Annotated in this window: 27 protein-coding genes; 18 read left to right on the top strand and 9 right to left on the bottom strand. The window is 70.3% G+C overall.

Annotated features, from left to right (window positions below; genetic code table 11):
• Positions 1-265: 265 nt before the first annotated feature.
• Positions 266-2,116, bottom strand: a complete 1,851-nt coding sequence (locus tag ABD296_RS00175; protein ID WP_344259938.1) for a chloride channel protein — start codon at positions 2,114-2,116, stop codon at positions 266-268.
• Between the two features lie 161 nt (positions 2,117-2,277).
• Between ABD296_RS00175 and ABD296_RS00170 the strand changes: the two genes are divergently transcribed.
• Both ABD296_RS00170 and ABD296_RS00165 read left to right on the top strand, forming a co-directional pair.
• Entirely contained in the window at positions 2,278-2,775 is a 498-nt protein-coding gene (locus ABD296_RS00170) for a MarR family winged helix-turn-helix transcriptional regulator (RefSeq protein ID WP_344259936.1), read from the top strand.
• A gap of 166 nt (positions 2,776-2,941) precedes the next feature.
• Positions 2,942-3,322: a recombinase family protein gene (locus ABD296_RS00165; protein WP_344259934.1), complete on the top strand. Its 381-nt coding sequence runs from the start codon at positions 2,942-2,944 to the stop codon at positions 3,320-3,322.
• On the opposite strand, the gene ABD296_RS00160 is transcribed toward ABD296_RS00165, so the two are convergent.
• A complete protein-coding gene (locus tag ABD296_RS00160) occupies positions 3,315-4,349 on the bottom strand; it encodes a PP2C family protein-serine/threonine phosphatase (RefSeq protein WP_344259932.1) in 1,035 nt (344 codons plus the stop codon). The genes ABD296_RS00165 and ABD296_RS00160 overlap by 8 nt on opposite strands.
• A 245-nt stretch (positions 4,350-4,594) precedes the next feature.
• A complete protein-coding gene (locus ABD296_RS00155) occupies positions 4,595-5,029 on the bottom strand; it encodes a MerR family transcriptional regulator (protein WP_344259930.1) in 435 nt (144 codons plus the stop codon).
• 464 nt (positions 5,030-5,493) lie between these two features.
• On the opposite strand from ABD296_RS00155, the gene ABD296_RS00150 reads away from it, so the two are divergent.
• Positions 5,494-6,966 (top strand): SulP family inorganic anion transporter, encoded by a 1,473-nt coding sequence (locus tag ABD296_RS00150; protein WP_344260452.1) that lies wholly within the window; start codon positions 5,494-5,496, stop codon positions 6,964-6,966.
• A 123-nt stretch (positions 6,967-7,089) separates the two neighbouring features.
• Here ABD296_RS00150 and ABD296_RS00145 read toward each other — a convergent pair whose 3' ends face one another.
• Both ABD296_RS00145 and ABD296_RS00140 read right to left on the bottom strand, forming a co-directional pair.
• Positions 7,090-7,317, bottom strand: a complete 228-nt coding sequence (locus ABD296_RS00145; RefSeq protein ID WP_344259928.1) for a hypothetical protein — start codon at positions 7,315-7,317, stop codon at positions 7,090-7,092.
• Positions 7,318-7,448: 131 nt separating this feature from the next.
• Positions 7,449-7,733 (bottom strand): DUF427 domain-containing protein, encoded by a 285-nt coding sequence (locus ABD296_RS00140; protein WP_344259926.1) that lies wholly within the window; start codon positions 7,731-7,733, stop codon positions 7,449-7,451.
• Positions 7,734-7,874: 141 nt separating this feature from the next.
• Between ABD296_RS00140 and ABD296_RS00135 the strand changes: the two genes are divergently transcribed.
• A complete protein-coding gene (locus ABD296_RS00135) occupies positions 7,875-8,555 on the top strand; it encodes a haloacid dehalogenase type II (protein ID WP_344259924.1) in 681 nt (226 codons plus the stop codon).
• Between the two features lie 68 nt (positions 8,556-8,623).
• Complete coding sequence (locus ABD296_RS00130) at positions 8,624-8,809, top strand: hypothetical protein (RefSeq protein WP_344259922.1); 186 nt, start codon at positions 8,624-8,626, stop codon at positions 8,807-8,809.
• A gap of 59 nt (positions 8,810-8,868) precedes the next feature.
• On the opposite strand, the gene ABD296_RS00125 is transcribed toward ABD296_RS00130, so the two are convergent.
• Both ABD296_RS00125 and ABD296_RS00120 read right to left on the bottom strand, forming a co-directional pair.
• Positions 8,869-10,152: an ArsB/NhaD family transporter gene (locus ABD296_RS00125; protein ID WP_344259920.1), complete on the bottom strand. Its 1,284-nt coding sequence runs from the start codon at positions 10,150-10,152 to the stop codon at positions 8,869-8,871.
• Between the two features lie 93 nt (positions 10,153-10,245).
• Positions 10,246-11,496: a cation:proton antiporter gene (locus ABD296_RS00120; protein WP_344259918.1), complete on the bottom strand. Its 1,251-nt coding sequence runs from the start codon at positions 11,494-11,496 to the stop codon at positions 10,246-10,248.
• A 308-nt stretch (positions 11,497-11,804) separates the two neighbouring features.
• On the opposite strand from ABD296_RS00120, the gene ABD296_RS00115 reads away from it, so the two are divergent.
• Together ABD296_RS00115 and ABD296_RS00110 are read left to right on the top strand one after the other, a co-directional pair.
• Positions 11,805-11,990, top strand: coding sequence for a hypothetical protein (locus tag ABD296_RS00115; RefSeq protein WP_344259916.1), 186 nt, complete (start codon positions 11,805-11,807; stop codon positions 11,988-11,990).
• A gap of 347 nt (positions 11,991-12,337) precedes the next feature.
• A complete protein-coding gene (locus ABD296_RS00110) occupies positions 12,338-12,949 on the top strand; it encodes a hypothetical protein (RefSeq protein ID WP_344259914.1) in 612 nt (203 codons plus the stop codon).
• Positions 12,950-13,030: 81 nt separating this feature from the next.
• Here the strand turns inward: ABD296_RS00110 and ABD296_RS00105 are convergent, their stop codons facing one another.
• Positions 13,031-13,789, bottom strand: a complete 759-nt coding sequence (locus ABD296_RS00105) for a GAF and ANTAR domain-containing protein (RefSeq protein ID WP_344259912.1) — start codon at positions 13,787-13,789, stop codon at positions 13,031-13,033.
• Between the two features lie 415 nt (positions 13,790-14,204).
• Positions 14,205-14,594 (bottom strand): BlaI/MecI/CopY family transcriptional regulator, encoded by a 390-nt coding sequence (locus ABD296_RS00100; RefSeq protein ID WP_344259909.1) that lies wholly within the window; start codon positions 14,592-14,594, stop codon positions 14,205-14,207.
• A gap of 76 nt (positions 14,595-14,670) precedes the next feature.
• On the opposite strand from ABD296_RS00100, the gene ABD296_RS00095 reads away from it, so the two are divergent.
• From ABD296_RS00095 to ABD296_RS00045, 11 genes are all read left to right on the top strand, one after another.
• Positions 14,671-15,609 carry a M56 family metallopeptidase gene (locus tag ABD296_RS00095; RefSeq protein WP_344259907.1) on the top strand — a complete coding sequence of 313 codons (939 nt, stop codon included), beginning with the start codon at positions 14,671-14,673 and terminating at the stop codon, positions 15,607-15,609.
• A gap of 191 nt (positions 15,610-15,800) precedes the next feature.
• On the top strand, positions 15,801-16,868 hold the full coding sequence (locus ABD296_RS00090; RefSeq protein ID WP_344259905.1) for a methyltransferase: 1,068 nt from the start codon (positions 15,801-15,803) through the stop codon (positions 16,866-16,868).
• A 527-nt stretch (positions 16,869-17,395) separates the two neighbouring features.
• The gene (locus ABD296_RS00085; RefSeq protein ID WP_344259903.1) at positions 17,396-18,145 is read left to right on the top strand and encodes an AfsR/SARP family transcriptional regulator; all 750 of its coding nucleotides are present in this window, start codon (positions 17,396-17,398) and stop codon (positions 18,143-18,145) included.
• Between the two features lie 556 nt (positions 18,146-18,701).
• Complete coding sequence (gene gntD, locus ABD296_RS00080; RefSeq protein WP_344259901.1) at positions 18,702-19,688, top strand: guanitoxin biosynthesis L-enduracididine beta-hydroxylase GntD; 987 nt, start codon at positions 18,702-18,704, stop codon at positions 19,686-19,688.
• 108 nt (positions 19,689-19,796) lie between these two features.
• Positions 19,797-21,377, top strand: a complete 1,581-nt coding sequence (locus tag ABD296_RS00075; RefSeq protein WP_344259899.1) for an MBL fold metallo-hydrolase — start codon at positions 19,797-19,799, stop codon at positions 21,375-21,377.
• Positions 21,378-21,439: 62 nt separating this feature from the next.
• A complete protein-coding gene (locus ABD296_RS00070) occupies positions 21,440-21,661 on the top strand; it encodes an MbtH family NRPS accessory protein (RefSeq protein WP_208272292.1) in 222 nt (73 codons plus the stop codon).
• Between the two features lie 12 nt (positions 21,662-21,673).
• Positions 21,674-22,489: an alpha/beta fold hydrolase gene (locus ABD296_RS00065; RefSeq protein ID WP_344259894.1), complete on the top strand. Its 816-nt coding sequence runs from the start codon at positions 21,674-21,676 to the stop codon at positions 22,487-22,489.
• Positions 22,486-23,700 (top strand): capreomycidine synthase, encoded by a 1,215-nt coding sequence (gene vioD, locus ABD296_RS00060; RefSeq protein WP_344259892.1) that lies wholly within the window; start codon positions 22,486-22,488, stop codon positions 23,698-23,700. Before ABD296_RS00065 ends, vioD begins: the two co-directional genes overlap by 4 nt.
• The gene (locus tag ABD296_RS00055) at positions 23,697-24,536 is read left to right on the top strand and encodes a hypothetical protein (RefSeq protein WP_344259890.1); all 840 of its coding nucleotides are present in this window, start codon (positions 23,697-23,699) and stop codon (positions 24,534-24,536) included. The genes vioD and ABD296_RS00055 overlap by 4 nt, the downstream gene beginning before the upstream one ends.
• On the top strand, positions 24,533-25,660 hold the full coding sequence (locus ABD296_RS00050; protein WP_344259887.1) for a cupin-like domain-containing protein: 1,128 nt from the start codon (positions 24,533-24,535) through the stop codon (positions 25,658-25,660). Before ABD296_RS00055 ends, ABD296_RS00050 begins: the two co-directional genes overlap by 4 nt.
• Positions 25,654-26,685: a MupA/Atu3671 family FMN-dependent luciferase-like monooxygenase gene (locus ABD296_RS00045; protein WP_344259885.1), complete on the top strand. Its 1,032-nt coding sequence runs from the start codon at positions 25,654-25,656 to the stop codon at positions 26,683-26,685. The genes ABD296_RS00050 and ABD296_RS00045 overlap by 7 nt, the downstream gene beginning before the upstream one ends.
• Positions 26,686-26,703: the final 18 nt, after the last annotated feature.

Below are 26,703 nucleotides of genomic sequence, written 5' to 3'. Positions count from 1 at the left end.
ATAGGTCATAACCGGTACGGCGCCTCCCTAACGTCCTTCCCCGGATTTTTCCAATGGCGCTTGACCTGCCTGGCTCCGCGGGAATCGCCGGTGGGCGTTAACTGCGGCCGCCTCTCGCTCGCCCCCGGCCTTCTCGCGTCTCTGCGACCGAGACGGCTACCTGGCAGGGGTCGGTGGCGTCCGCCGGCTTGGATTCCGTCTGGTCGAGGTCCGAGCGGGCGGCCCGCAAGAGAGGGCGCCATGGCCGCCGCGCGATTGCCTCGGCCTATACCTGAACTTCGGACGTTTCCTTTGGCGGCATCGTTGCCGTTCGCGCCGGTTGTTCGATGGTGACGATCTTCGGCGCGTGAAGAGCGCGGAGGACCGCCTGGTGGGTGACCCAGCCGACGAGGGCGGAGCGGTCGGCGTCGAGGACGGGCAGGCCGGTTCCGTCGGCGGTGGTCAGGTGGTGGAGGGCGTCGGCGAGGGGCATGCCGGCGGCGAGCGGGGCGGGCATTTCGGCCAGGGCGCCGACGGTCGCGGCGTGGCCGGCGTCGGTGCTGCGGGGGGCGGGATCGGCCAGGGCTTCGGCGGCCGCGCGGGCGGTGACGAGGCCCTGGTAGGCGCCCTGGTCGTCGATGACGGGGAGGGCGCCGTGGGCGGACAGGGCCAGGCGCTGCGAGGCGTCGGCGATGGTCAGGGCGGCGGGCAGGGGCTCGGGGACCGGTGCCATGACGGTGGCGACGTCGGCGGTCAGACGCGGGTCCACGGGCGGTGCGTCCAGGTCGACGCCTCGGCGGCGCAGTTTGAGGGTGTAGATGGTGTCGGGTGTCAGGCGACGGCTGATCAGGGCGGCGACGACGATGGCGGTCATCATCGGCAGGATGATGGAGTACTCGCCGGTGAGTTCGAACAGGATGACGACGGCGGTGATGGGGGCGCGGGCGGCGCCGGCGAAGACGGCTCCCATGCCGACCAGGGCGTAGGCGCCGGGCGACGTGGTGAGGGACGGCGCGGCGTGGTGGGCGGCGGCGCCGAAGGCGCTGCCGAGCATGGCGCCCATGAACAGGCTGGGGGCGAACACGCCGCCGGATCCGCCGATGCCGATCGTCAGGCTGGTGGCGGCGATCTTCGCTACCAGCAGCACGAGCAGGAAGGCGATGGCGTACTGGCCGTTGACGGCGTTCTGCAGGACGGGGTACCCGACGCCGTACATCTGGGGGACGGCGAGGAGCAGGAGCCCGAGCAGCAGGCCGCCGGCGGCGGGGCGGAGCCATTCGGGGCCGCGCCAGGCTCGGTCGCACACGTCCTCGATGAGGTAGAGCGCGCGGGTGAAACCGACGCCGACCAGCGCGCCGAGCAGTCCGAGCAGGGCGAACAGCGCGTACTCGGCGGGATGGGAGATCTCGAAGTGGGGCGGTGACATGAACGGGGCGGAGCCGAGGATGGCGCGGCCGATGACGCTGGCGGTGACGCTGGAGAGCACCACGACCCCGAACGACTCGACGGTGTAGTCGCGCAGGATCAGTTCCATGGCGAAGAACACCCCGGCCATGGGCGCGTTGAAGGTGGCGGCGATGCCGCCGGCGGCGCCGCAGGCGACCAGGATCCGCAGCCGGTTCTCGGTGAGCCGGGCGAGGCGGCCGAGCGTGGAGCCGAGCGCCGCGCCGATCTGGACGATGGGGCCCTCGCGTCCGACCGAGCCGCCCGACCCGATCGTCAGGGCCGATGCGAGGGACTTGACGATGGCGACCTGGGCGCCGATGCGGCCGCCGCGCTGCGCGACGGCGAACATGACCTCGGGGACGCCGTGGCCGCGGGCTTCGGGGGCGAAGCGGTGCACCAGCGGCCCGTAGACCAGCCCGGCGACCACCGGGACGATCAGGACGAAGAACGGCCCGAGCCAGGGCAGGTGCGGGTTGCCGGCGTGCCCGGCGGCGGAGTAGTCGGCGTGCCCGGTGAACAGGTGCGTGAACGCGGTGATGAGCTTGCGGAACACGACCGCGCCCAGCCCTGCCCCGCAGCCCACCAGCAGGGCCAGGACGATGAGGCCGCCTTGGGTCTCACGCAGCCGCGTGACGAGAAGGCGGGCCCCTGTCTCGACGGGTATCTCATGACGGCTGGACGTGTTGGCCACTGTTGAGTCGTCCCTCCCTGTTCGTCCCATAACCATTGCAGTATGCAACATTTTCGTCCCGAATGACATTCGGGGGGAGGTGTACGCCGTGCGGACCGGCGTCCCGCGGGGGATCGGAGAGGGATTGGCGCCCTTGCGGCCGGGAGGGTAGAAACGTCGTCGTGATCGAAGGAAGCGCGGACGCCGGTCCGGGGGTCGGCGACGTCGACGAACTCACCTCGGCGATGCTGACCGCGTCGCGGCTGCTCGTCGCGGTCGCGGCACGGTCGCTGGCGGCCGTCGAGGACGCGGTGACCCTTCCGCAGTTCCGGCTGCTGGTGGTGCTGTCCTCGCAGGGGCCGGCCAAGCTGGTGACGCTCGCCGGGCTCCTCGACGTCAACCCGTCGACGGCCCTGCGCATGGTCGACCGTCTGGTCGCCTCGAAACTCGTCGACCGCAGGGCCAGTCCCGACAGCGGCCGCGAGATCCGCATCGAACTCACCGCGGCGGGACGCGCCGTGGTGGACCAGGTGACGACCCGGCGGCGCACCGACATCGCCGCGATCGTCGCGCGCATGCCGCCGGGCGAACGCCGTGCCCTGGTGGCCGCGTTGCGGGCGTTCGCCGAGGCCGGCGGCGAACCCCCCGTCTCCGCCGCCGTTCCGCTCGGCTGGGAGTGACGTCCGCTTCGGAGCGATCGGTTTATTGCACTATGCAATTGTTGGGGGGATGCTTGGCCTGGCGTAACAGTGGCCGCGTGCGGCGAAGGGGGATGCGGTGGCGCGGAGGAGAGGTCGGCCGGTGCCCTACGGCTACCGGTGCATTCGCGATGAGCGGGGACGGTACGTGACGCAACTGCCCTTGGAACCGCAGGCGAGCGTCGTCCGCGAGATCATCAGCCGGGTCGCCCAGGGGCAGGGCATCCAGCCGATCATCCGTGAGCTCGAGGGTCGCGGTGTGCGCGCTCCGCGAGGCGGCCCGCGCTGGTCGTGGGCCGTCGTGCACGACATCGTCCACAACCCCGCCTATATCGGCAAGGCCGCCGCCGATGAGGAGGAGCGGGTGGCGTGGACGCCGCTGGTGCCCGAGCGCCTGTTCTTCGACGCCCAGCGCTCCCTCGACGGATCCGATGGCCCGACCGGGAACTATCCGGCTCTGAGCCTGCTGCTGTGCGCCATCGGTCCCTTTTCCGGAATGGTCGCCGGCTGCCTTCAGGCGGTCAGCTGAGTCGATGTGCGCCGCGGTCCGCGGATGCCCGCCATTGCAGAAGCAGCATGGCGGCGTCGTCGTCGAGTGGTGCTCCCCGGAAGCGGGTCAGGTCTCTTACCAGCGCGTCCAGGGCCGCCTCGGGGTCGTCGGCCGCGAGAAGCCGCTCCGCTCGATCGGCCAACGGGTAGAAGGCGCCGTCCTGGTCGCGTGCCTCCACGACTCCGTCGGTGTAGAGGAGCATCCGGTCGCCGGGTTCCAGTTTCAGCGAGCGTGCCGGCACCGGCGCGTCGACGAGGCCGGACAGGCCGAGCGGTGGTGCGGGCTCGGGCGGATCGACGGCCTCGACGGGCCCGGCGCGGTGGAGCAGGAGCGGTGACGGATGCCCTTGATTGAGCAGTGTCGCGCTCTCGTCCGGCTGGATCTCGACGAGGATCGCGGTGACGAACTGCTCGCTGGTCAGGTGGCGGGTGAGGGCCGTCTCGATGCGGCCCGCCACGCCGTTGAGTTCCGGCTCGTCGTAGGCGGCCTCGCGGAAGGCGCCCAGCACGACCGCGGCGGTCTCGACGGCGTCCAGCCCCTTTCCCTGGACATCTCCGACGATCACACGGACGCCGTTCGGGGTGAGCACCACCTCGTACAGGTCCCCGCCGATCCTCGCGTGGGCCGCCGCGGAGACGTAGCGGACGGCGGCCTGAACGGGACCGACCTTGCGGGGCATCGGACGCAGCAGCACCCGCTGTGCCACCTCCGCGACGGTGCGCACGTCGGCGAGTTCCCGCTCGTTGCGCTCCCGGAGGCCGGCGGCGAGCATGCCCGCGGCGATCACGCCGCCGATCGACGCGAACGTGAGGCTGTTGGCGCGGGTGCCGAGAGTCTGGTCGTAAAGGCCGAGCATCGCGCAGAGGGCGACGGCGAGCGCTCCGACGGCGGCAGTGCGCCGGACGCCGCAGGACAGGCTGGCGAAGGCGGGGCCGAGCGACAGCAGGGGCAGGTAGCCCACACCGGGCCCGGCGAGAAGATCGACGGCGGTGACCACACCCATCATGCCGAAGGGCAGAACACTCAGAAACCGTCGACTGCCATCTGCGGTCGGTTCCACTCTTCACCCCCCGTCGTGTGCTCGACAATGCAGCTAGATGCCCTGTCCTCCGTTGCGGAACACGTGCGGGAGAGCATGCCCGTCAATCGTGACGGGGCTCAAGTGCAGAGGCCTGCCGTGGGGCCGGTGGTTCGCGCTCTCGGTGTTGCGGTCGTCCCGGCAGCTCGGCTCATCGAACACCATGGTCGAGGTCAAGACCCTGGTGGCGCGTCGGCGTGGTCCAGGCGGGCGCGCAAGGTCGCGGCGAAGTCCTCGGCTCGGGCCAGTTGCACCCGCAGCTTGTCCACCTGCTGCGCGGCGGCCTGCTCGTAAGTGCTCAGCCGCTCCAGCAGCGCCGCTCGCTCGCCGCCTGGCAGCGCGCCGCCCGAGCCGCCGGCGTCCGCGGGGGCATCGAGGCGGTCGGTGATCTCCAGCAGGTCGCGCATCTGGTCAAGGGTGAAGCCGAGCGGTTTCATCCGGCGGATCACCATCAGCCGGGCCACGTCGGCCTCGGTGTAGAGCCGGAAGCCGCCCTGAGACCGCGCCGAGGGGACGACCAGGCCGGTCTCCTCGTAGTGCCGGATCGTGCGCAGCGACAGCCCCGTCCGCGCTGCGACCTCGCCGATCTGCATGTGCGTGCCGTCCATGTCCCGCCGTCCACCGGCCCTTTCGCGTCTGCTTCCGGTCCGCGACCCCCGCATTCTCTACCCTCACGTTAGGGTAGAGTTACTGGTGGTGGGACCGCTCGCGATGGTTCCACCATTACCGTGTCCGGTGCTGGGCAACGCCCCGGAGCCGCGATGGTGGATTTCGACTGGGGGAGCGTGCGCGAGCCGATGTCGTATGGCGCCGCGTGCCCGCCGTGACCACCGCCTGGACATGAACTCGGCCGCCCCCCTGATACCTGGCCGGGCCCCCGCCCCGTGCGCAGGTCGTCTGCGCGTTCGTTCGTCGTGATCTCGCGGTCCGCCCGTGCGGCGGCCGCCCGCAGAGGTGCCGTCCGGCCCGTCTGCGCCACTTCCCGCGCCGCCTGCCCGGTGGCGTGCCCGAGTCCGACAGGTTGCTCTTCCTCTTGTCTGCTTCGTCTTCTGCCGTCTCGCGGGGCGCCCGGCTGCGGGCCCTGCGTCCCGACTGGCTCACCGATCCCAAGGTGTGGCGCACCGAGGTCCTGGCCGGCCTGGTCGTGGCGCTGGCCCTCATCCCCGAGGCGATCTCGTTCTCGGTCATCGCCGGAGTCGACCCCGCGGTCGGGCTGTTCGCCTCCTGCACCATGGCCGTCACCATCGCGATCGTCGGCGGCCGCCGCGCCATGATCTCCGCCGCGACCGGTGCGGTCGCGCTGGTCATCGCACCGCTCAACCACCAGCACGGCCTGGGCTACCTGGTCGCCGCCGTCATTCTCGCCGGCGCCTTCCAGATCGTCCTGGGCGCGCTGGGCGTGGCGAAGCTGATGCGGTTCGTGCCCCGCTCGGTGATGGTCGGGTTCGTCAACGCCCTGGCCATCTTGATCTTCACCGCGCAGATCCCCGAGATGCACGACGTGCCGTGGCCGGTGTACCCGCTGATCGCCGCCGGACTGGCACTGATGGTGCTGTTCCCCAAGGTCACCAAAGTGATCCCCGCCCCGCTGGTGTCCATCGCCGTCCTCACCGTGATCACCGTCGCGGCCGGGATCGCGGTCCCCACCGTCGGCGACAAGGGCGCCCTGCCTTCCGCCCTCCCGGTCCCCGGCCTCCCCGACGTGCCGTTCACGCTGGACACCCTGACCACCATCGCCCCCTACGCCCTGGCCATGGCGCTGGTCGGGCTCATGGAATCGCTGATGACCGCCAAGCTCGTCGACGACATCACCGACACCCGCTCCAGCAAGACCCGCGAGTCCATCGGCCAGGGCATCGCCAACATCGTCACCGGGCTGTTCGGCGGCATGGGCGGCTGCGCCATGATCGGCCAGACGATGATCAACGTGAAGGTGTCCGGCGCCCGCACCCGCCTGTCGACCTTCCTGGCCGGCGCCTTCCTGATGGTGTTGTGCATCGGCCTGGGCCCGATCGTCTCCGACATCCCGATGGCCGCGCTGGTCGCCGTCATGGTCCTCGTCTCGTTCGGCACCTTCGACTGGCACTCCATCGCCCCCGCCACGCTCAAGCGGATGCCCGCCGGCGAGATCATCGTCATGGCCATCACCGTGGCCGCCGTCGTGGCCACCCACAACCTGGCCATCGGCGTGGTGCTGGGCACCCTGACCGCGATGGTCATCTTCGCCCGCCGCGTCGCCCACCTCGCCGAGGTCACCGCCGTCACCGATCCCGACAACGCCACCGTCGTCTACCGGGTCACCGGCGAACTGTTCTTCGCCTCCTCCAGCGACCTGGTCGGCCAGTTCGACTACGCCGGCGACCCCGACACCGTCGTCATCGACCTGTCGGCCACCCACATCTGGGACGCCTCCTCCGTCGCCGCCCTGGACGCCATCACCACCAAGTACGCCCAGCGTGGCAAGACCGTCCAGATCACCGGCCTCAACCAGCCCAGCGCCCACCTGCACGGAAAGCTCAGCGGCGAGCTCACCGCCGCCCACTGACAGAATCTGTATCACCGTCACACTGGCTCCGGCGCCGCCGTGTCACCCCAGCCCGCCCCGCTTCACGCTCTTACTTCGAAGACCGCCTTTGAGCGAACACCGCCGAGCGGAAGGGAGCAGGCGTCATGGGGGAGGCGGGGCCGGACTTGTGGGGTTGTCGCTGACAGCGCATGCTCGTCCACCTGTACCTCGGTGGCCGATCGGAAGGACGCGTCCGGACAGCGCCTCGATGCCTTCGCCGCGCAGAACGTCGGCGGTCTCGGTGGCGGCGACCGCGTCCCGCGCCGCGGCCATCGCCTCGGTGAAGGAGGCGCCGCGTGCGGCGTGCTCGACGAGGGTCTTGGACGGCACGCACCCGGTGAACGTGCAGTCCCCGCCGATCGGGCCGTCGCAGACCAGCAGGGTCCGGTGCGGGCGGCGGCGAGCCCGGCCGCGCCGCCTCCGATCACGATCAGGTCATGCCCGGGGGCCGTGGCCATCGGTCAGTGCTCGACCCGCACGTCGCCCCAGAAGGCCACGTGGTTCTTGATCTTGCGGGCGAAGGGCGTCGGATGCGGGTAGTACCAGGCCGCGCTTTTGGCCGTGCGGTCCCCGACCGTGACCGAGTAGTACCGCGCGAGCCCCTTCCACGGGCACACCGAAACGGTGCGGGCCCGAGTGAAGTACTCGCGCCGCAGCGATTCGGGCGGAAAGTACACGTTGCCCTCCAGCATCACCGGCCGATCGGTCTCGGCCACCACGACGTCGTTCCAAACGGCTCGTGCCATGTTCGCCCTCCTCCATGCACACCACACCACACCACCCATTCGAGCACTCGACCCACCCCGACAGCAGGCGGCTGACAACTCCCACTCCTCGCGGACGTCCCCCCATGGTCGGTTCGCCGGAGTGCGGGAAGGAGACGGGGCATGACTATTCGGTCAGTGCTCTTCGATGTCAACGAGACCCTGAGCGACATGTCGACGCTGCGGACGCGGTTCGCGGACGTCGGCGCTCCAGGAGACCTGGTCGCCACCTGGTTCGCCGGTGTCCTGCGGGACGGCTTCGCGCTCACCACCGCCGGCGCCTACGCCGACTTCCGCGATGTGGCAGATGCCGGGCTGCGCGGCCTGTTGACCGCTCTGCCGCGATGGGAGGGGGACGCCGCTCGCGCGGCGGCCCACATCCTGGACGGCTTCGCGGACCTCACCGTGCATCCCGACGTCCCGGACGGCGTGCGCGAGTTGCACGCCGCCGGGTTGCGGCTCGCCACCCTGACCAACGGCTCGGCCGCCAACACCGAGCGCCTGCTGTCCCGGGCCGGCCTGGTGGAGTACTTCACGGCGCTGCTGGACGTCGGCGCACCCAGGGCATGGAAGCCCGCCCCCGCGGCCTACCACTACGCCATCGACGCGCTCGGCGCCGACCCGGCTGAGACCGTGCTGGTCGCCGTCCACCCGTGGGACATCGACGGTGCCCGACGGGCCGGGCTTCAAGCCGCCTGGCTCAATCGCGGCGGCGCCGAATACCCCTCGGTCATGACCGCGGCCACGCATACCGCAGCCGATCTGCACCGGCTGGCGGACGACCTCACGACGACCGGGGGATGAGACGACGGTGACAACGGGTCTACCAGAGCGCTGACACTGTCCGCGGCGGCCGCGGACGGGTGCTGGACGTGGCCAGCGGTACCGGTGGAACGGCCCTGCTGCTCGCCCCCGACCACGCCGCCCAGGTCGACGGCGTGGAGCACGTCGGCTTTCCCCGGCACCGACACGACGCGCGGCCGGGTTCGACGACCGCGTCCGCTTTCGCCGCGCCGATGCCGAACGGCTCTCCCTCGACGATGCGACCTTCGATCTGACGGCCGATGGAATGCGGCGGGCGGCCTTGAGCGGATCCTTTCCCTCAGCATCGTGTCCTTTATAGGTAGCGCAGCCAGAGGTAGGGGACGCACAGGGCGACGGTGATGGTGGTGACGATGAGCCCGTATTTGGTGAACGTCCAGAAGCTGATGGGGGCGCCGTTGCGCGCGGCGATGCCGAGCACGACGACGTTGGCGCTGGCGCCGACGGCGGTGGCGTTGCCGCCGAGGTCGGCGCCCAAGGCCAGCGCCCACCACAGGACGTGACCGTCCCCGGCGGGCTGTTGGGCATGGACCAGGTCGGAAACGATCGGAGTCATCGTGGCGACGTAGGGGATGTTGTCCACGATCGCCGACAGGGCGGCGGAGGCCCACAGCAGCAGCATGGTGGCGAAACCGAGACGGCCGTCGGTGGCGTCGGCGGCGGCCTCGGACACGTGCGCGATGACGCCGGTCTCGACCAGCCCGCCGACCATGACGAACAGCCCCGCGAAGAACACCAGCGTCGGCCATTCGACCTCTTCCAGCGCCTGCTCGGTGGTGACCTTGGTCGCGGCGACCAGGAGCCCGGCACCCAGCAGCGCGACGATGGAGGGCTCGTAGTGCAGCACGGGATGCAGGACGAACGCCGCGACCACCAGCCCGAGCACCGACAGTCCCTGCCACAGCAGCCGCCGATCGGTGATGGCCTCGCGTTCGTTGAGCGCCATGACGGCGGCCGCGCGGTCCGGGTCGTAGACGAACGCCGATCGGAACAGCCACCGGCACAGCAGGCAGAACACCACCATCAATCCGACGACCAGCGGCGCGAGGTTCACCAGGAACTCGTTGAAGGTCAGCCCGCCGCGGCTGGCGATGATGATGTTGGGCGGGTCGCCGACCAGCGTCGCGGTGCCGCCGATGTTGGACGCCATCACCTCGGCGATCAGATACGGGACCACCTTCAGCCCGAGCCGCTCGCACACCAGGAAGGTGACCGGGGCGACCAGCAGCACGGTGGTGACGTTGTCCAGTAGCGCCGACGCGACCGCGGTGATGACCACCAGCATCACCATCAGCCGGTACGGCTTTCCCCGCGCCCGTTTCGCCGCCCAGATCGCCACGTACTCGAACACCCCGGTGCGCCGCAGCACCGAGACGATCACCATCATCCCCAGCAGCAGGAAGATGACGTTCCAGTCGATGCCGGTCTCTTCAGAGAAGAACGCCTTGCCGGAGTCGGTGATGCGCAGCAGCATCATCAGCGCCGCGCCACCGAGCGCGACGGCGGTGCGGGGCACCTTCTCCGACGCGATCAGCACATAGGCGACGACGAAGATCGCGATGGCGGCTACGGCGGTCAAGGAGCCTCCTGCTCGGCGAATCTGAACACGGGCATGAGCCGGGCTTGGCCGGCCGGGCCCTGACCACGCCTGGCCGCGCGGCGGGCACGTCCATCATGGTGAGTCGCCGTCCATTGCCGGCGCATCGGTCCTGGCGGGGCGACGCGCGAGCGTCCTGGCCTTGCCGAACCAGGCGGGGACCTCTCGTTCGTCGTCGAAGCCGCGGGCCACCACGATGTCGGTGGAGGAATGGGCGAGGATCGACAACACGATCGTGACGGCGACCAGGTGGAAGATCTTCCCGGCGGCCGAGATGCCCGACTCCAGTACCAGCAGCCCGTACACGACCGAGGCGAACCCCTTGGGCCCGAACCACATCACCGCGCCCTGCTCACGAGTCGTGAGCCCGGACCGCAGGAACGACACCCAGATCGCCACCGGCCGGGCCACCACCAGTGCCAACACCGCGAACGCCCAGCCCCTCCAACCGACGTCTCCGAGGAACGCCGGCGACAGCAGCGCCCCGAACACCAGCAGTGCCGCGAGCTTCAGCAGTTCGGCGACCAACTCGCCGAAGTCCTCGAACGCCTCCCGGTGCCGGTCACCGATGCTGGCCACCGTGATGCCGGCGGCGAACGCCGCCAGGAACAGGTTGCCGTGCGTGGCCTGGCTCAGGGCGAGCACCAGCAGCCCGATGGCGACCGCGTTCAGCGGCTCGTACTTGGGCGAGATCGCGAACACTCTGGTGCGCTCCAACGTTATCGCCGCCCAGGGCACCGCCACGCCGATCACCACTCCCAGAGCCAGCTCACCGGCCAGCTCACCCAGATGTAGATCGTGCGAGCCCTGGGCGACGGCCAGGAACAACACCACGAACGGCAGGACCACACCGTCGTTGACGCCGGACTCCACGTTCAACAGATGCCGTAGCCGCGGGGGCACCCGCTCATTGCCGACCAAGGCCGCGGCGAACACCGGGTCGGTCGGGGTGAGGATCGCCCCGATCAGCAGCGACTCCACCCACCCCAACCCCACGACATAGCGCGCAAGGCCGGCGGTCACCAGCAGAGTGAGCGGAAGTCCCCAGCCCAGGGCCCGGCCCGGCAGCCGCCAAGCGCTGCGCAGATCCCGCCAGCCGGCGTGCATGCCATCGGTGAACAGCACCGCGAACAGCGCCAGCTCGGCCAACCGGGACACCATCGCATCGCCCGGCTTCACCGAGACGACACCGGTCACCCCGTCGCCCAGCAGGAAACCGCCCACCAAGAACAGCGCCGCGGTGGACAGGATGGTGCGGTTGGCCAGGTTGGACAGCAGCACTGCCAGCAGCAGCAGCGCCGCGAAGACGGTCAGCAGAATGGTCATCGGCGTGCCGGGGCCCTTCGGGGACGGTCGGGTAGGGACATGCCGACCAGACTTCCCGGCTCACCAGTACACGACCCTAACGGTTGTTGCGATGCCGTATCCACACCTCAGCGCTGCGATGCCCCACCAAGCAGCGCGCAAAAGGGGTGGGCCACGTCCGTTCCGCCACCGCCAGCCGGTCTTCGAGTCGCCCTGCCTGGAGTGGGGTGTCGCGACAACTTCTAGAGCCCAAGTCGGGGGTCCCTGGCCATCGGGGGTCGGGGGCATAGAACGCTCCCGAGGCCGTCCGCACGCCTGGGTGGGACCGCGTGGACGTGCTGGTCAACAACGCCGGGGCCACCAAGGTGATGCCCCTGGCCCAAACCACCGCCGACGGCATCCGCGTCAACGCACTGGCGCCCGGCCCGACCGAAAGCCAGGCCCTGGCCGCCGCGGGCCTTCCCGAAACGACCGTCGAACAGGCCAAGCAGGACGAGGCCGACCGCATCTCGTAGCCGAGGAGTGCCAGCGTTTGTGGGGCCCGAGGTGCCGAAACCGTACAGACCCGTAATCGGCCGTCGCGTTCTGAGTTAACGCCTGTCAACAGGGTTGCCGATCGCTACTGACGTGCCTTCGAACGCGGTGCGACGGTGGCCGAGTGAACGTGGTGGTGTGGATCTTTGACGTCTCGGGTCGGTTTTGGGCATCCTGTACGGGTCGCGTGTGTCTCGGGAGGCATGGCGGCGAGGGTCCAGCAGAGCGGCCACCAGCGTTTTCGACGTGGGTGGAGGTCTGTGATGCCGACGACGGTTCCCTGGACGAGGACCCCTGGAGAAGGGGACGGTGCCGCGGAGCGTGGCCGGTGACCGGGCGCCCCGTGGAGCCGCCGGCTCCCGATCCGAAGATGGTCCGGGCGGCGCGCGTTCATCTGACGGGCCGGTACGCCAAGGGTGTGCAGGTGCTGCTGTGGGAGACCTATGAGCGGCCGATGCCCGACGTCGATGCGATCGAGGCGGTGATCAAGGCCGCTGAGGACGGTACCGCGATCGGCCCGGATCTGGCCGCCGCGCTGGTGCTGGCCCAAGCGGTCCGGCTGGACGCCGACCGGCGCGAGTTCCGCCTGCTGAACGCCGCCCGGGATGCCGGGCTGGAGGCCGAGGCCATCGCCACGGTCTTGGATCTGCCTGGTGCGCATGCGGCGCGGGAGCACATCGATCACCTGGTGCGGCGCGCGTCGCGACCGGTCGCCGCCGTGTCAGAAGGTCCGCCGCTGCGGTCCGGTTCTACGGGGCCGGATGAAGATCGCCGGTCCCGGCGTCGTGGGCAACGGGCTCAGCACGCGGCCCACAACGGCCAAGCCCGGGGCGGCGAGGGCCAAGGCCGGGATGGCGCCGCTTCTGCCGCCGAAACAACACGCGAAGGCTCCTCGAAGGAGGAGGTGCCGCGTGGCGCTGTGGACGATCGCCGACCTTGACCGAGGGGATCATCGCACTTCCGGGGCCGCCGGTCAGGTGTCGGCGGTGTCGGCTCGCTGGGCAGGCAGCGGCCTGTGGTTTCAGCTGCTCTGCGGGGCCGGGTCGGGGCCGATGTTGAACGGGGTGGGCTGGGGCGGGGCGCCGCTGACGGCGGTGACGATCTGCGCGGCGATGTCGCGGAGCTTGACGTTGCGGTTCTGCGATGCCGTCCGCAAGATCGCGAACGCGGCGTCGGCGGTGCATCGCTGCTGCCCCATCAGCACCCCGAGCGCCTGGTCGATCACCGACCGGGAGGCCAGCGCGGCCTGCAGCTGATCGGCCAGAGCCGTGCCCGCCGCCAGCCGCGACGCGATTGCCAGCGCTCCCGCCGCCAGTTGCGCGAACCCTTCCAGGGTGCGGGTCCGGTCCTCGGGGAACGCGTGCGGCGTCCGCGCGTACAGGTTCATCGCGCCGATGCTGGCGCCGGGTACCTGCAGCGGCAGGGACAACGAGGACCGCACGCCGTGCGCCAGCGCACGTGAGGCGTAGTCGGCCCACCGTTCCGCAGCGGCCAGATCCTCGATGTAGATCCGGTCACCGGTGTCGAGACTGTGCAGGCAGGGGCCGTGCTTGAGACCGTACTGGACCTCGTCGACCTGTTCGGCCAACACATCAGAGCTGGCGACCGTCAGCGCCCGGCCCTCAGCCCGCATGGTGATCCCGCACGACAGTCCCGGCCCCGCTTCGCCCACGGCGAGCTCGACCACTTCCTGAAGGAAGTCCTCGACACTGGTGGTCTCCAGCAGCAACGACTGCAGGCGTGTCGTCGTCGCATTGGTCTGCGCAGGCTCGTCGGCCACGATCCGGTCCGTCCCAGCCCTGCCAGGGCCGTGAGTTCACTACTCCGGGACGGCCCGCTCTTGGACGAGCGGACACGATGAGACTCGAAGCCACCTCCCACCGTACTCACTCGGACCGTAGCGCCGTGCGCGTCGCCCCGGCCGTCGTGCCACCCCAGCAACCTGTCGGCGCGGTGACCCTTCCCTCGGTCGAGGCGGCGTTGAGCGTGGGCGCCCAACCGCTGAGCGGACCATCACCGCTGTTCGGCGTCCGGCACACGAGATGGCCATGGTCGTCATTGACGGCGGGATGGACTTCACCGACCTGGCGGCCGCGCAGGGCACTCCGGGCCGTCGGGGATTGCGGTCTCGGTGCCGAAGGTGTAGCGCGGGTGGTGCGTCGGAGGTCGGCGTTTCACCTGATGTGGGCGAGCGGTCAATCGTCCTGATCGCGGAGCAGTTCGCGCAGGATCTCCTCGTCGTCGGGGTCGAGGGTGCTCACGAAACGGCGGAGGACCGACGCGCGGTCGGCCTCGTCCGACAGCAGGCGGCTCATGCGGGACGCGGTCAGCGCCGCCGCGTCGGCCACGGCCCGGTAGCGGAAAGCGCGTCCGTGGCGGCTGCGGACGGCGGCTCCCTTCTTGTGGAGCCGGGTGAGGGTCGTCACCACCGTGCTGTACGAGAGCCCGCCCCCCGGGCCGAGCCGCTTCAGAACCTCCCCGGTCGTCAGGGGGGCGCCGGCCTCGACGAGCACGGTGATGATCTGGGCCTCGAGTTCCCCCGGGCGCCTGCGCGGCGGAGGGGTTCCGGGGGCCTTCGGCGTCATCGTACGAACTGTAGCCACCCTGCGCTCGGGAGTCGCGCGCCGGTGTCAGACTGATCAACAGTCCTCCACGTCAGGAATGAACGTGTTCGATCACTTTGTATGGTCCGTGCTCGTCATACCGGCCGCGGTAGTGGTCATCGCGGCCCTGCTGGCGGACCGCCTGCCGCCGGCCGCAGGCGTGGTCGCGCTCGCATGGTCGGCCGCCGTGGCGGCGGTGGCGGCCTTCGTCAGTCTGGGCACCTTCACGGTCAAGGCCGCGGGCGAGGTGCCCTGGATCGCCGCTCGATTCGGCTTGTCGCAGCGGACGATCGTGCAGGACACCGTGCACGTGCGCTGGGTTTCCTGGGTGTCGGTGGTCATGCTGGCCTACGCCGCCCACGCCGCCGTACGGGTATGGCGCAGGCATCGCCGCGGCCGGGAGTTCGTCCGCGAGGTCGCCGAACTTCCTGACCTGGAGCAGGTCGTCCTCATCGAGAGCGACGAGATCGACGCGCTCGCCGTCCCCGGCCGTCCCGGACGGATAGTCGTCACGACGGGTATGCGCGCCGTCCTGGACGACGATCAGTTCGCTGTGCTCGTGGCGCATGAACGCGCCCATCTGGAGGCCGATCATTTCCGGCTGATGCTCATGGCGGAGTTGGCGGGCGCGGCGCATCCGGCTCTGCGCTGGGTCGCGCACCGCGTCTCCTACCTGATCGAGCGCGCGGCCGACGAGCGGGCCGTCGGCACGGTCGGGGACCGGCGAGCAGTGGCTCGGGCCATCGGAGTCGCCGCCCTCGCCGCCAACCGTCGGCCGGCGGCCGATTCGTCGCTCCGGCTCTCCTTCGCCAGGGCTGTCCGGCCCGGGGAGGTTCCGCGGCGGGTGGCCGAGTTGCTGACACCACGCCGGTCCCGGTATTTCACCTGGCCGGCGATCATCCCCTTGCTGCTGGCAGCCGGCTCGATGGTGTGGGCGATGGAGGCGGTGCGCGATCTGTACCAGTTGCTCACCTTGGCCGGCAGCTCCGGCCCGTGAATCCGGCGGGGGAGCCAAGGCGCTGGACCACCGCATGCGCCCATCCGCCGCGGCGGGCGGCGGCGAAGCGAGGCCGATAGCGGGGTCCCAGCGGGCTCTGTTGTGTTTGACAGGGTGAGTTCTTGCTCGTCAAGCGCGGTCTGTATCTCGGGCCTGTACAGGTATTTGGTTCGGGAGTACGATCCAAGATCGTGAGCCGGTGGGGCGCCGACGTCGATATTGATTCACCGGATATCGCCCATGCCATTGCCGGTCTTGTTCCCCGTCTGCGTGAAAGTGGATTCGACGAGAGGTCGGCGGCCCGGGTTCTGGGGGCCAGGGATGTTGACGACCTGTTGCGACGTTCGGCGTTGCATGCGCTCGGATCGTATGGGCGGGTCGCTGAACTCGTTCGCACGTCTGAGGGGATGCTGACGCAACTCTTCGTCCGTAACGGTGATGCCGAGCGCCATCAATACACCAGCGTTCTGGGCCGGGATCTGCGGATCATTCTCGAAACCCTGGGCATGGTGGAGTTGGGAGACCGGGTCCGACCGACTGTTTCCGTGTCTCCTCATTCAGGGATGTTCTTCCTGTCTGATCCGCTGTTCTCCTGCGTGGGAGAGCGGCCGGTGATGAACCTGAGTCCCGACCTTGTCATGCCGCCTCATGCGAGCAGCCTGGTGATGCGCCAGGAGGTCTCCGGCCGTGGCGGCCGTCTGCTGGACGTCGGTACGGGATCGGGGTTTCTCGCCCTGACCATGGCGCCGGATCACGAGTCGGTCACCGGAATCGACGTCAATCCGCGGGCAGTGTTCTTTGCCAAGGCCAACGCGCTCGTGAACGGCCGGGCGGGCGACTTTCGCGTGGCCGGGTTCGAGGACGGCCTGGACGGTCACGATCACGTGGTCTTCAACGCGCCCGGCCGTCCGCCCCGGGACCGCGCCGGGGGGCTCGACCCGTTCACGGCCGAGTCGATCGTTCGTGAGCTGGGCAAGGCCCCGCTCAAAGCCGGCGCGCTGGTGCAGGTGCTGGTCATCGTGCCCGTGCCCCGGGGGCGGCCGGACGTCGTCGCCGAGTGGCTGGACGGCCGGGACCACACGGTCACCGAGGTCGACGCCCCGATGTTCGCCATCCCCGCGGCCGCCGTCGCGAAGGGGCGGGTGCCTGCGCGGTGCCTTCTGGTGGACGGCCCGGACGACGCCGGGCTGGTGATGCGGCATCTGCACGAAAAGGGCATCGACCAGGTTGTCCCCCTGTTGCTTTCCATCCGCGGTTAACGCGCGTTTTTTCTTTCCCTGCGCTAAGTGGTCGGACGGGTCGCGACCCGATGGACCTTCGTTGGAGCCTCGGTGGTGGCATAAGGGGCCGACTGTGGCCGCGCGGCGAAAGAAGTACGCGGGCGGGCCCGTAGTGACGATCGCGAACTCTTAGTGGCACCTTAGGCATTCTTAGGCGCGTGCTCGCGGGCGGGTGGGGGAGGTCGGGGCGAATAGCGCAAAGCCGGAACCTGACTGAGAGCGGATGCCCATTGGGCGTCCAGCCTGCGGTCATGACCGTTCGATGGCCGGGAGGGGTCGAGTTCCGTGGTGAAATGGGGCCGGATGCGGGCCGCCGTCGAGTGAGGGTAGGCAACCCTAATATTGCGTTGGGTGATAGAAGATCGACGCTCTGCCGCTGGTGATCAAGGCTTGTTGGGGCCATCCCGGGTGGCTATCATCCAAAATGATCATCACTGGAAACGCCGCGCGGTGCCGATCGAAGGGGGAGAGTGACGATGCACTTTCTGATTCTGGGAAATCTGAAGGTGGAACATCTGGGAAAGCGCATCTCCATCACGGCACCCAAGCAGCGGGCGGTACTGGCGGCATTGCTCCTCCAGGCGAACAACGAGGTGCAAATAGAACGGCTCATCAGGTTCGTGTGGGACGGGCGCCCGCCGGTGACCGCGCAGACGACCCTGCAGTCCTACATCTACCGGTTGCGCCAGATGCTGCGCCCGCTGGCCGGGGTCGAGCTCAAGACCAGCACCGACAGCTACATGCTCAGCGTGGACTATGCCGAGACCGACCTCTGGTATTTCCGGCGGCAGGTCGACACGGCGCGCGGGATGGCCCGATGCGATGACAAGGCGGACGCTGCGCAGACCTTCCGCAGCGCCCTGGACGTCTGGCGGGGCAGCGCGTTCGCCGGCATCCCGGGTGAAACGGTCCAACAGGAGGCGCGCGTCCTGGAGGGCGAGCGCATAGCCGCCTATGAGGAGCTCTTCAGCGCCGAGCTCGACCTCGGGCGGCACCGGCAGATCATTCCCGAGCTGCACAAGGCGGTCTCGGTTTACCACCTGCACGAGGTCTTCCGCGCGCAGCTCATGCTCGCCCTCTACGCGTCCGGCCGGCAGGCGGAGGCGCTGCAGAACTACGCGATCATGCGGCGCCGGCTCTCCGAGAACTTCGGTATCGAGCCGGGGCAGGAGCTCCAGGAGCTGCAGAAGTCGATCCTCAGGCAGGTGCCCGCGGCCGAGCTCAGCAATTCTGTGTGGAAGGCCCGGGTTCGCTGACGGGTCCGGGCGGTCCGCCCCACTCGCGTCGCTGGGCGGCCTCCTGGCTGAGCGCGTCGCTCCCTCCGTACGCCGTCGCGGCGGGCGGCCTCGTCGAGCAGGCCTGATCCTCGCGTACGGCGGCCGTGTCCCCGGTCGATGGGGCGCGGGCCTATTCGCCCTTCCTGACGTCCGTTCCCGAATCGCCGGGACGGGTTCTTCGGCTGCCCGAAAGTGCGCCCATGCGTTTCGATGGAGTGCCGATAGCGTGGGTGTGGCGGGTTAATAGTGTCGCTTGTCGCGGGTCTTGGGGTATGTAACCATGACGTCGGATCAAGCGGAATTCGAAAATTCTCCGAAGCCGGAGAAGAAAGGCGGCGCCGATCGCCCGAGTCCATGACGGATCAGCTCCGACTCTGGCTGGCGGTGTTGGGTCCCCAACGCCCGGTGAAGAGTGCGAATTAACGTTCGCAAGGCAGCGCAGAGCATGAAACATGTGCGGATGTCGATGTCGAAGTCAACCGGGCTGGCGGCATTCGATCGTCGAGTCAATCGTATGGAGAGGATGTGTTGCGGCATGGACAGGCTGGAGGTCGACGCGGCCGAACTGCGTGAGATCGACCGGCTCCTCGACGAGGCGGAGGGGGAGCTGACCGACCTCGACTCCGACGAGGCCCTCCGGTGCGCCACGGTGCTGGCGCACCGGCTCCCGGCGCGGATCAGGAGGTGCCTCAACGAGTTCCGGCTGGAGCGGATGTCGGGGGTGCTGCGCATCACGGGCTACGCCGTCGACCAGGAGCGGCTCGGGGCGACGCCCGTCCACTGGCGGGAGCGGGAGGGGTCCTCGCGCGCCCACCGCGAGGAACTGCTCCTGGTGCTGTACGGGTCGCTGCTCGGCGACCCGTTCGGATGGGCCACGCAGCAGGACGGGCGGCTCGTCCACGACGTCGTGCCGATCCGCGGGCACGAGCACGAGCAGCTCGGCTCGAGCAGCGAGTCGTTGCTGACCTGGCACACCGAGGACGCCTTCCATCCTCTGCGCGGCGACTTCCTGGGCTTCGCGTGCCTGCGCAACCCGTACGCCGCGGCGACGACCGTGGGCTACGTCGACGCGCTCGACCTGCCGGCGAGCGTCAAGGAGGTGCTGTCCGGCGAGCGCTTCAGCATTCGTCCCGACGAGTCGCACCTGCCCAAGAACAACTCGCTGCCGGCGGACGAGGCCTTCGAGCGCGTCGAGGAGATGCAGCGGTCTCCCGAACGCGTCGCCGTCCTGTTCGGCGACCCGGACCGGCCCTACATCAGGGCCGACCCGTACTTCATGAGCGTGGCCGACCGCGAGGCGCAGGCCGCGCTGGACGAGTTCACCAAGTCCATGGACGAGCTGATGTTCGACCTGCGGCTGGAGAGCGGCGACTTCTGCTTCCTCGACAACTACCGGGTCGTGCACGGCCGCAAGCCGTTCACGCCCCGCCACGACGGAACGGACCGGTGGCTCAAGCGGATCAACGTCGCGAGCGACCTGCGCAAATCGCGGGCGGCACGGGTCGGCCGCGCCATCCGGTGAATGCGGCGCATGTGGCTCCCTGGGGCCCGGATGGAGCCTGCATGGCGTCCTCTTGTTCGGGTTTCCAATGCTGTGTGAGCATGGGCGCTGCCTGAAGGAGAAAACCATATGGACGATCCTCGCTTTCTTCGGTCGAATGTGATTGTCGAGCCACTGGTCGACAGTTTCTATGCCTGGGCCCACACGGTCGCTCCCGTACAGGCGTCGATGAATCTGGCATTTCTGCAAGTGCCGATGCTCGAGTCGTACCTGCAGGCGCCGCAGGTGCACGTGGCGGCGAGCAGCAATCCGGATCTGCGCGGCGGCTATTTCGTGAACGTCGCCGAGGAGCGCGGCGGCGAGATCCGCGATCTGCTGGCCTCGATCAGGCGGGACCGGGCGGACATGCTGAGGTTCGCCGAGGCGGTCGCGCAGGCCGAGGACCTGGTCCGGCAGGAGGCCGCCGGCTTCGACCTCACGCCCCTCTACCCGAAGCTGCCGGCCGAGCTCAACGGGCTGGTGGAGATCGCCTACGACACCGGCAACCAGGCGTCGCTGCGCTTCATAGAGCCGCTGGTCTACAAGAGCCCGGCGTACACCGAGGCGCGCCAGTCGGTCCAGCTGCTGCTGGAGCCCGGCCACGAACGCCCGTTCATCCTCAGCACGCCGCGGCTCGCGTCGCCGGACGTCCTCGACCTGCCCGTCCCGTTCCGGCACCCGGGGCTGCAGGAACTGTTCCAGGCCCGCATCCGCCCCACCACCGCGGCGGCGCTCCGGGAGGCACTGGAGCTGGAGGAGTCGCAGTTCGCCCTGCTCGACGGGCTGCTCACCGGCGAGGGCTCACTGCATCCGGACCGCCACATCGAGTCCGGAGGCCGCGTCCGCTACTACGGGCACGCGTGCCTGGCCCTGCAGTCGCCCCAGGCGGCCATCCTCACCGACCCGTTCATCAGCGCCGACTGCCACGCGAGCGGCCGGTACACCTACGACGACCTGCCCGACCACATCGACCTGGTGCTCATCACGCACGGGCACCAGGACCACATCGTGCTGGAGACGCTGCTGCAGCTGCGCGGCCGCGTGGGCGCCGTCGTGGTGCCGCGCTCGTCGCGCGGCAACCTCTGCGACCCGTCGCTGGGGCTCTACCTGGAGCATCTGGGGCTGCCGGTCGTCGAGGTGGACGACTTCGACGAGGTGGAGTTCCCCGGCGGCAAGGTCACCGCGACGCCGTTCCTCGGCGAGCACGCCGACCTCGACATCCGCGGCAAGTCGACGTTCTGGGTCGAGATGGCGGGCCGCAAGGTCTTCGTCGGCGCGGACTCCTCGGGCATCGACCCGGCGCTCTACCGCCATGTACGCGAGCACCTGGGAACGGCCGACATGGCCTTCCTCGGCATGGAGTGCGACGGCGCCCCGCTCACCTGGCTCTACCAGGCACTGCTCACCCAGCCCATCACCAAGAAGATGAGCGACTCGCGCAAGCTGTCGGGCTCCAACGCGGCCCAGGCGGGCGCGATCGTGACCGAGCTCGGCGCGGGCGAGGCCTACATCTACGCCATGGGCGAGGAGGAGTGGCTGGGCCACGTCATGGCCACCAGCTACAACGACGAGTCCTACCAGCTCAAGCAGATCGACGAGTTCATGACCTGGTGCGCGGACAACGGGGTGAAGGCCGAGCACCTGCTCGGGCAGCGCGAGTGGCGCTGGTAGGACCCGCGCACCCCACGGCAAGGCACACCCCCACGACCAGGCGACGACCGAGGAGAGTGACCGTGCGGACGGTGAGTTTCGACTTCGAATCGCCCGAGGCGCGATTCAAGGTTCTGATCAACGACGAGGAGCAGTACTCGCTGTGGCCCGGCGACCTCCCGGTCCCCGGCGGCTGGAAGGAGACGGGGGTGCACGCCTCCAAGGAGGAGTGCGACGAGTACCTCCGCGCGACCTGGACCGACATGCGTCCGAAGAGCCTGCGCCTGGCGCTCGACGGGGAATGACGCGCCGCCGCCATGCCCCACGTCTTCACGAACGGCATCCGGCTCGCCTTCGACCGGCACGGGCGGGGCGAGCGGGTGCTGCTCATCATGGGCTCGTCGGCCGCCGGCCGGGTCTGGACCCTGCACCAGACCCCGGCGCTGGCCGCCGCGGGATACCAGGCGATCACCTTCGACAACCGGGGCGTGCCGCCGTCCGACGAGCCGCCGGGCCGGTACTCGCTCGACGACCTGGTGGCCGACACCAAGGGCCTGATCGAGGCACTCGGGGCGGCGCCCTGCCGGATCGTCGGCACCTCCATGGGCGCGCTGGTCGCCCAGGAGCTGGCGATCCGCTGGCCGGAGCTCGTCCGGTGCGCGGTGCTGATCTCGACCAAGGCCAGATCGGACCCGGCCCGGGCCGCCCATCTGCGGGCCTACCAGGCGCTCGCCGAGAGCGGGGTCGAGCTGCCCCGTGACTTCGAGGCGAGCGTGCTGGCGTTCGAGATGCTCTCGCCGGCCACGCTGAACGACCCGGCGCAGGCCGAGCTCTGGCTGGAGACGATCCGGCGGTCGGTCGGCGGTGCCAACCGGGCGCTGGGGCAGAGCTGGGCGGACCTCACCGAGGACCGCAGGGAGGCGCTGCGCGGCGTCGCGGCGCCCTGCCGGGTGATCGCGTTCTCCGACGACCTCGTCACGCCGCCGCACCTGGGCGCGGAGGTCGCCGCGTCCATCCCCGACTGCGACCTCATCGAGATCGGGTCGGCCGGCCACTTCGGCTATCTCGAACGTCCCGCCGAGGTGAACGCCGCACTGCTGGAATTCCTCTCCAAGAACGAGGTCGGGCCATGAGGCTGCGTGCGGCACGGCTCGAGGACTGGCTCCGCGACTACTACTTCACCGCGGAGATCGACATCAGCTCCAGCGGCGTGCACTCGTACTCGATGGCCGAGCTGCGCGCCATGACGGGGCTGGACCACGCCGAGATCGACGGGCTGGTCTTCGACGACGGATACTCGCTCGGCACGCCCGCGGTGCGGGGGCACATCGCGCGGCGTTGGGGCGACGGCGACCCGAGCAGGGTCATGACGACCAGCGGGTCGAGCGAGGCGATCACCCTCGTGCTGACCGCGCTGCTCCGGCCCGGCGACGAGGTCGTCGTCGTGGAGCCCGGCTACCACACGCTCGTGGCGTTCGCCGCCGGGCTGGGCTGCGCGACCCGCACCTGGCGGCTCGACCGGGCCCGCGGCTGGCGTCCCTCGCTCGACGAGCTGGCGGACCTGGTCTCCGAACGCACCAAGGCGATCATCGTCAACTTCCCGCAGAACCCGACCGGCGCGTCGATCACCGAGGCCGAGCTGCGCCGGCTGGTGGCCATCGCCAGGTCCGCGGGGCCTGCCGGGTCCGCGGACGAGGCCGCCGGGGCCTCGGGGGCCTACCTGCTGTGGGACGCCGCGTTCGCCGACCTCGCCTACGACGCGCCGCCGCTGCCCGACATCTCGACGCTCTACGAGCGCGGCATCGGCTTCGGCACGTTCTCCAAGGCGTTCGGACTGCCGGGGCTGCGCTTCGGGTGGTGCCTGGCGCCGCCCGCCGTGCTGGCCGAGTGCGTGCGCATCCGCGACTACACGACCCTGCACGTGTCGCCGCTGATCGAACTCCTGGCGCTGAACGTCCTGCGGAACGCCGACGCGTTCCTCGAGCCGAGGATGAAGCAGGCCAGGGCCAACCGCGACCTGGTCCGGGAGTGGGCCGACGCCCATCCCGACCTGGTGTCGCTCGCCACCCCGCTGGGCGGGGTCAGCGCGTTCCCGCGGCTGCACGGCCTGGCGGACACCCACGCGTTCTGCGACGACCTCTTCACACGGCGGGGAGTGCTGGTCATTCCGGGTTCCTGCTTCGGCGCCCCGGAGCACATCAGATTGGGCTTCGGCGGACCGGCCGGGCCGCTGGCCGAGGGCCTGGACCGGCTGACGGCCGCGCTCACCGGGTGGCGGCGGTGCCCGCCGGGCCCGGCGGCGGACGGAGACCCGGCAGGAGACGGAGAGGGCGACACGCGATGACCGTACGAGGGTTGGCGCCGCTGACCGGAACCCGGATGGATCCCGGCCACTTCCATTTCGACGAGCGGACCGAGTTCGACGCCTCGCTCGTCGCCGACGTGCTGCGGGGGAGGCGCTTCGGGGTCATCTTCCGCGACGTCATCCCGGTCGCCACCCAGAAGGAGCTGTGCGCCAAGTTCTGGGCGAGCCCGGCGCTGAAGAGACGCACCGGCGAGCCTTCCTACTACGTGGGCTCGTATCACTGGAACAAGCCCATCGGCACCTATCTCGCCGAGTCCGCCGAGGTGGCCGGCGACGTGATGGACGTGCTCGACGTGGCCGACTCGCCGTGGCACCTCTTCCAGGACGAGCTGGCGCGCGAGCTGGCGGGGCGCGGCGCGTCCCTGCGGCTGGCCGAGATGGACGGCGCACAGGCGTGTCCCGCCCTGATCCGCGCCTGGAACAAGGAGGGCGCCTACTCCCTGGAGCCGCACGAGGACGAGGCCCAGTGCCGCGATCCCCGCCAGGCGGGCTTCGAGGTGCAGCGCGTGCCGGACTTCGAGGTCTGCGCGGTCAACATGTGCGTCGAGCACGAGGAGGGCGGCCGGCTGGTGCTGTGGAACATCCGCCCGGACGACGACAGCAGGCGGCGCCTCGGCATCGAGCACACCGGCTTCTCCTACCCCGCCGAGCTCCTGGACGGCTTCGAGGAGTTCCGCGTCGACATCCGGCCGGGGGACGTCTACATCTTCAACGGCCGCCACGTGCACGCGGTCGACGCCACCCGCGGCAACCGCACCGCCGTGTCCTTCCTCATGGGGTTCGCGGACGCGCGGACAGTGGTCACCTGGACATGAGCGGGACCCCGGGGCTCCCGAGCGCGGGGCCGATCAGCAGAGTCTCCGCCGCCGATCTCGGCCCGCTGCGCGCCGGGTCGCCGTGGCTGCGGGAGCCGGTGGTCGTCACCGGCGCGTCGCGGTTGATGAACGAGGTGTGGCGGTGGACCCCGGACCATCTGCGCGCGACGGTCGGGGACGAACGGCTCCCGGCCACGCTGCCCGGCCCGGACGGCGGTTTCCGGTACGAGCCGGGCCGGGTGCTCGACTCGCGGCCGCTGGCGGTGGCGCGGTTCTTCGACGACATGGCCGACCCGGACGGCCCGCGCTGGTGCCTGCAGCAGGTGCCGGTCGAACGCGCGCTCCCGGCCCTGTTCGCCGCCCTGGACTACCCGGACTGCGTTCCCCGGGAACTGGTGAACGCGGTGAACCTGTGGCTGGCATCGCCCGGCACCGTGACGCCGCTGCACTACGACGACACCCACAACCTCTTCTGCCAGGTGTCGGGCGCCAAGACGTTCTACGTCTTCCCGCCCGAGGACCTCGACGCGCTCTACCCCGGACCGCTGAACACCGGCGCCCAGCACCTCAGCGGCGTGAACCTCTTCCAGCCCGATCTCGACCGGCACCCGCGCGCCGCCGCGCTCGGCTACCTGGAGGCGACGGTGCGGGCGGGGGAGGCGCTGGTGCTCCCCGCGTTCTGGTGGCACCAGGTGCTCTCGCGCGACGAGGTGGCCGTCTCGGTCAACTTCTGGTGGCGGGCGAACGTGCTGGACTGCCTCGTCCCGGGGTTCATGCGGCAACTGCAGTCCGCGGCCGTCCAGGACGACCTCGGGGCCCTGGCCGGAACCTTCGAGCTCGGTGACGGCCAGGGCGACGCCGACCCGTTCACCGACGCCGCGGACCTGGTCCGGCTGCTCCACGACATCGGCGAGGCCAAGGCCGCCCTCGCCCTCACCGCCTCCGTCCTGCGCACCGCGCGGCGCCGGCCGGGCCGGGCGGCGACGCGCGCCGCCGAGCTGCTGGCCGACCACAAGGAACTCCTCGAAGCGCCGGGCCGCGGCGGCGCAGCCGCCGCCGGCCGGATCGACCGGCTGGTGGCCGACCTGACGGCCATCGTCAGCGAAGGGGCCAGATCATGGTGACCGTCAGCCTCTCCTACTTCTCCGCGGGCGGTGCGCACGACCCCGCCGCCGCGCCCTACGACGTCCTGCTCGACACGGCCCGGCTCGCCGACGAGGCGGGCCTCGAGGCCGTGTGGATCCCCGAACGGCACTTCGCCGACTTCGGGAGCCTCTTTCCGAACCCGTCCGTCCCGGCGGCCGCGGTCGCGGCGACCACCCGGCGCATCGAGATCCGGGCGGGCAGCGTGGTCCTGCCGCTGCACCACCCCGCCCGGGTCGCCGAAGAGTGGGCCGTCGTCGACCGGCTGTCGGGCGGCCGCGCCGGGATCTCGTTCGCCTCCGGCTGGCACGGGGCCGACTTCGTGCTGTCCCGGTTCGACGCGGCCGACCGGCGGCAGGTCATGCGGGACGGCGTCGACGCCGTCCGCGCGCTGTGGCGCGGCGAGGCGTGGACCTTCACCGACGCGGCCGGCCGCGAGGTCGAGATCACCAGCCGGCCCCGCCCGGTGCGGCCGGAGCTGCCGATGTGGCTCACCTCGGGCGGCAGCGCGGGCACGTTCGAGCTGGCCGGCTCCCTGGGCGCCGGGGTGCTCACCCATCTGGTCGGGCAGCGCCCCGGCGAGCTGCGCGACAAGATCGCCGCCTACCGGAAGACCAGGGCGGAGCACGGCGGCGGGCGCGGCCACGTCACGCTGATGCTGCACACGCACGTCCTGGACGGTTCGCCCGCGGCCGCCGAGCGGGCCGAGGCGGAGCTGGCCCGCTACCTGACGACCTCGATGCGGCTCGACGCGTCCAACGTCGCGGCCGTCAAGGACGCCGCCGCGTTCACCGCGATGACCGCCGCGGACCGGAACGCGGTCGCGGCGGCGGGCGCGTCCCGCTACATCGACACCGGGCTGGTGTGCACCGCCGCCGAGATCCCCGAACGGCTGGCGGCCGTCGCGTCCTGGGACGTCGACGAGGTCGCCTGCCTGATCGACTTCGGCTTCGACCACGCCTCGATCCTGCGGAGCGTGGACGAGCTGCTCGGCGTCCTCGCCTGATCCGCCCCGCGGGGTCTC

This window comes from Actinomadura napierensis (assembly GCF_039529375.1).
Lineage (GTDB): Bacteria > Actinomycetota > Actinomycetes > Streptosporangiales > Streptosporangiaceae > Spirillospora > Spirillospora napierensis.
This window is presented reverse-complemented; position numbering and strand designations above follow the sequence as displayed.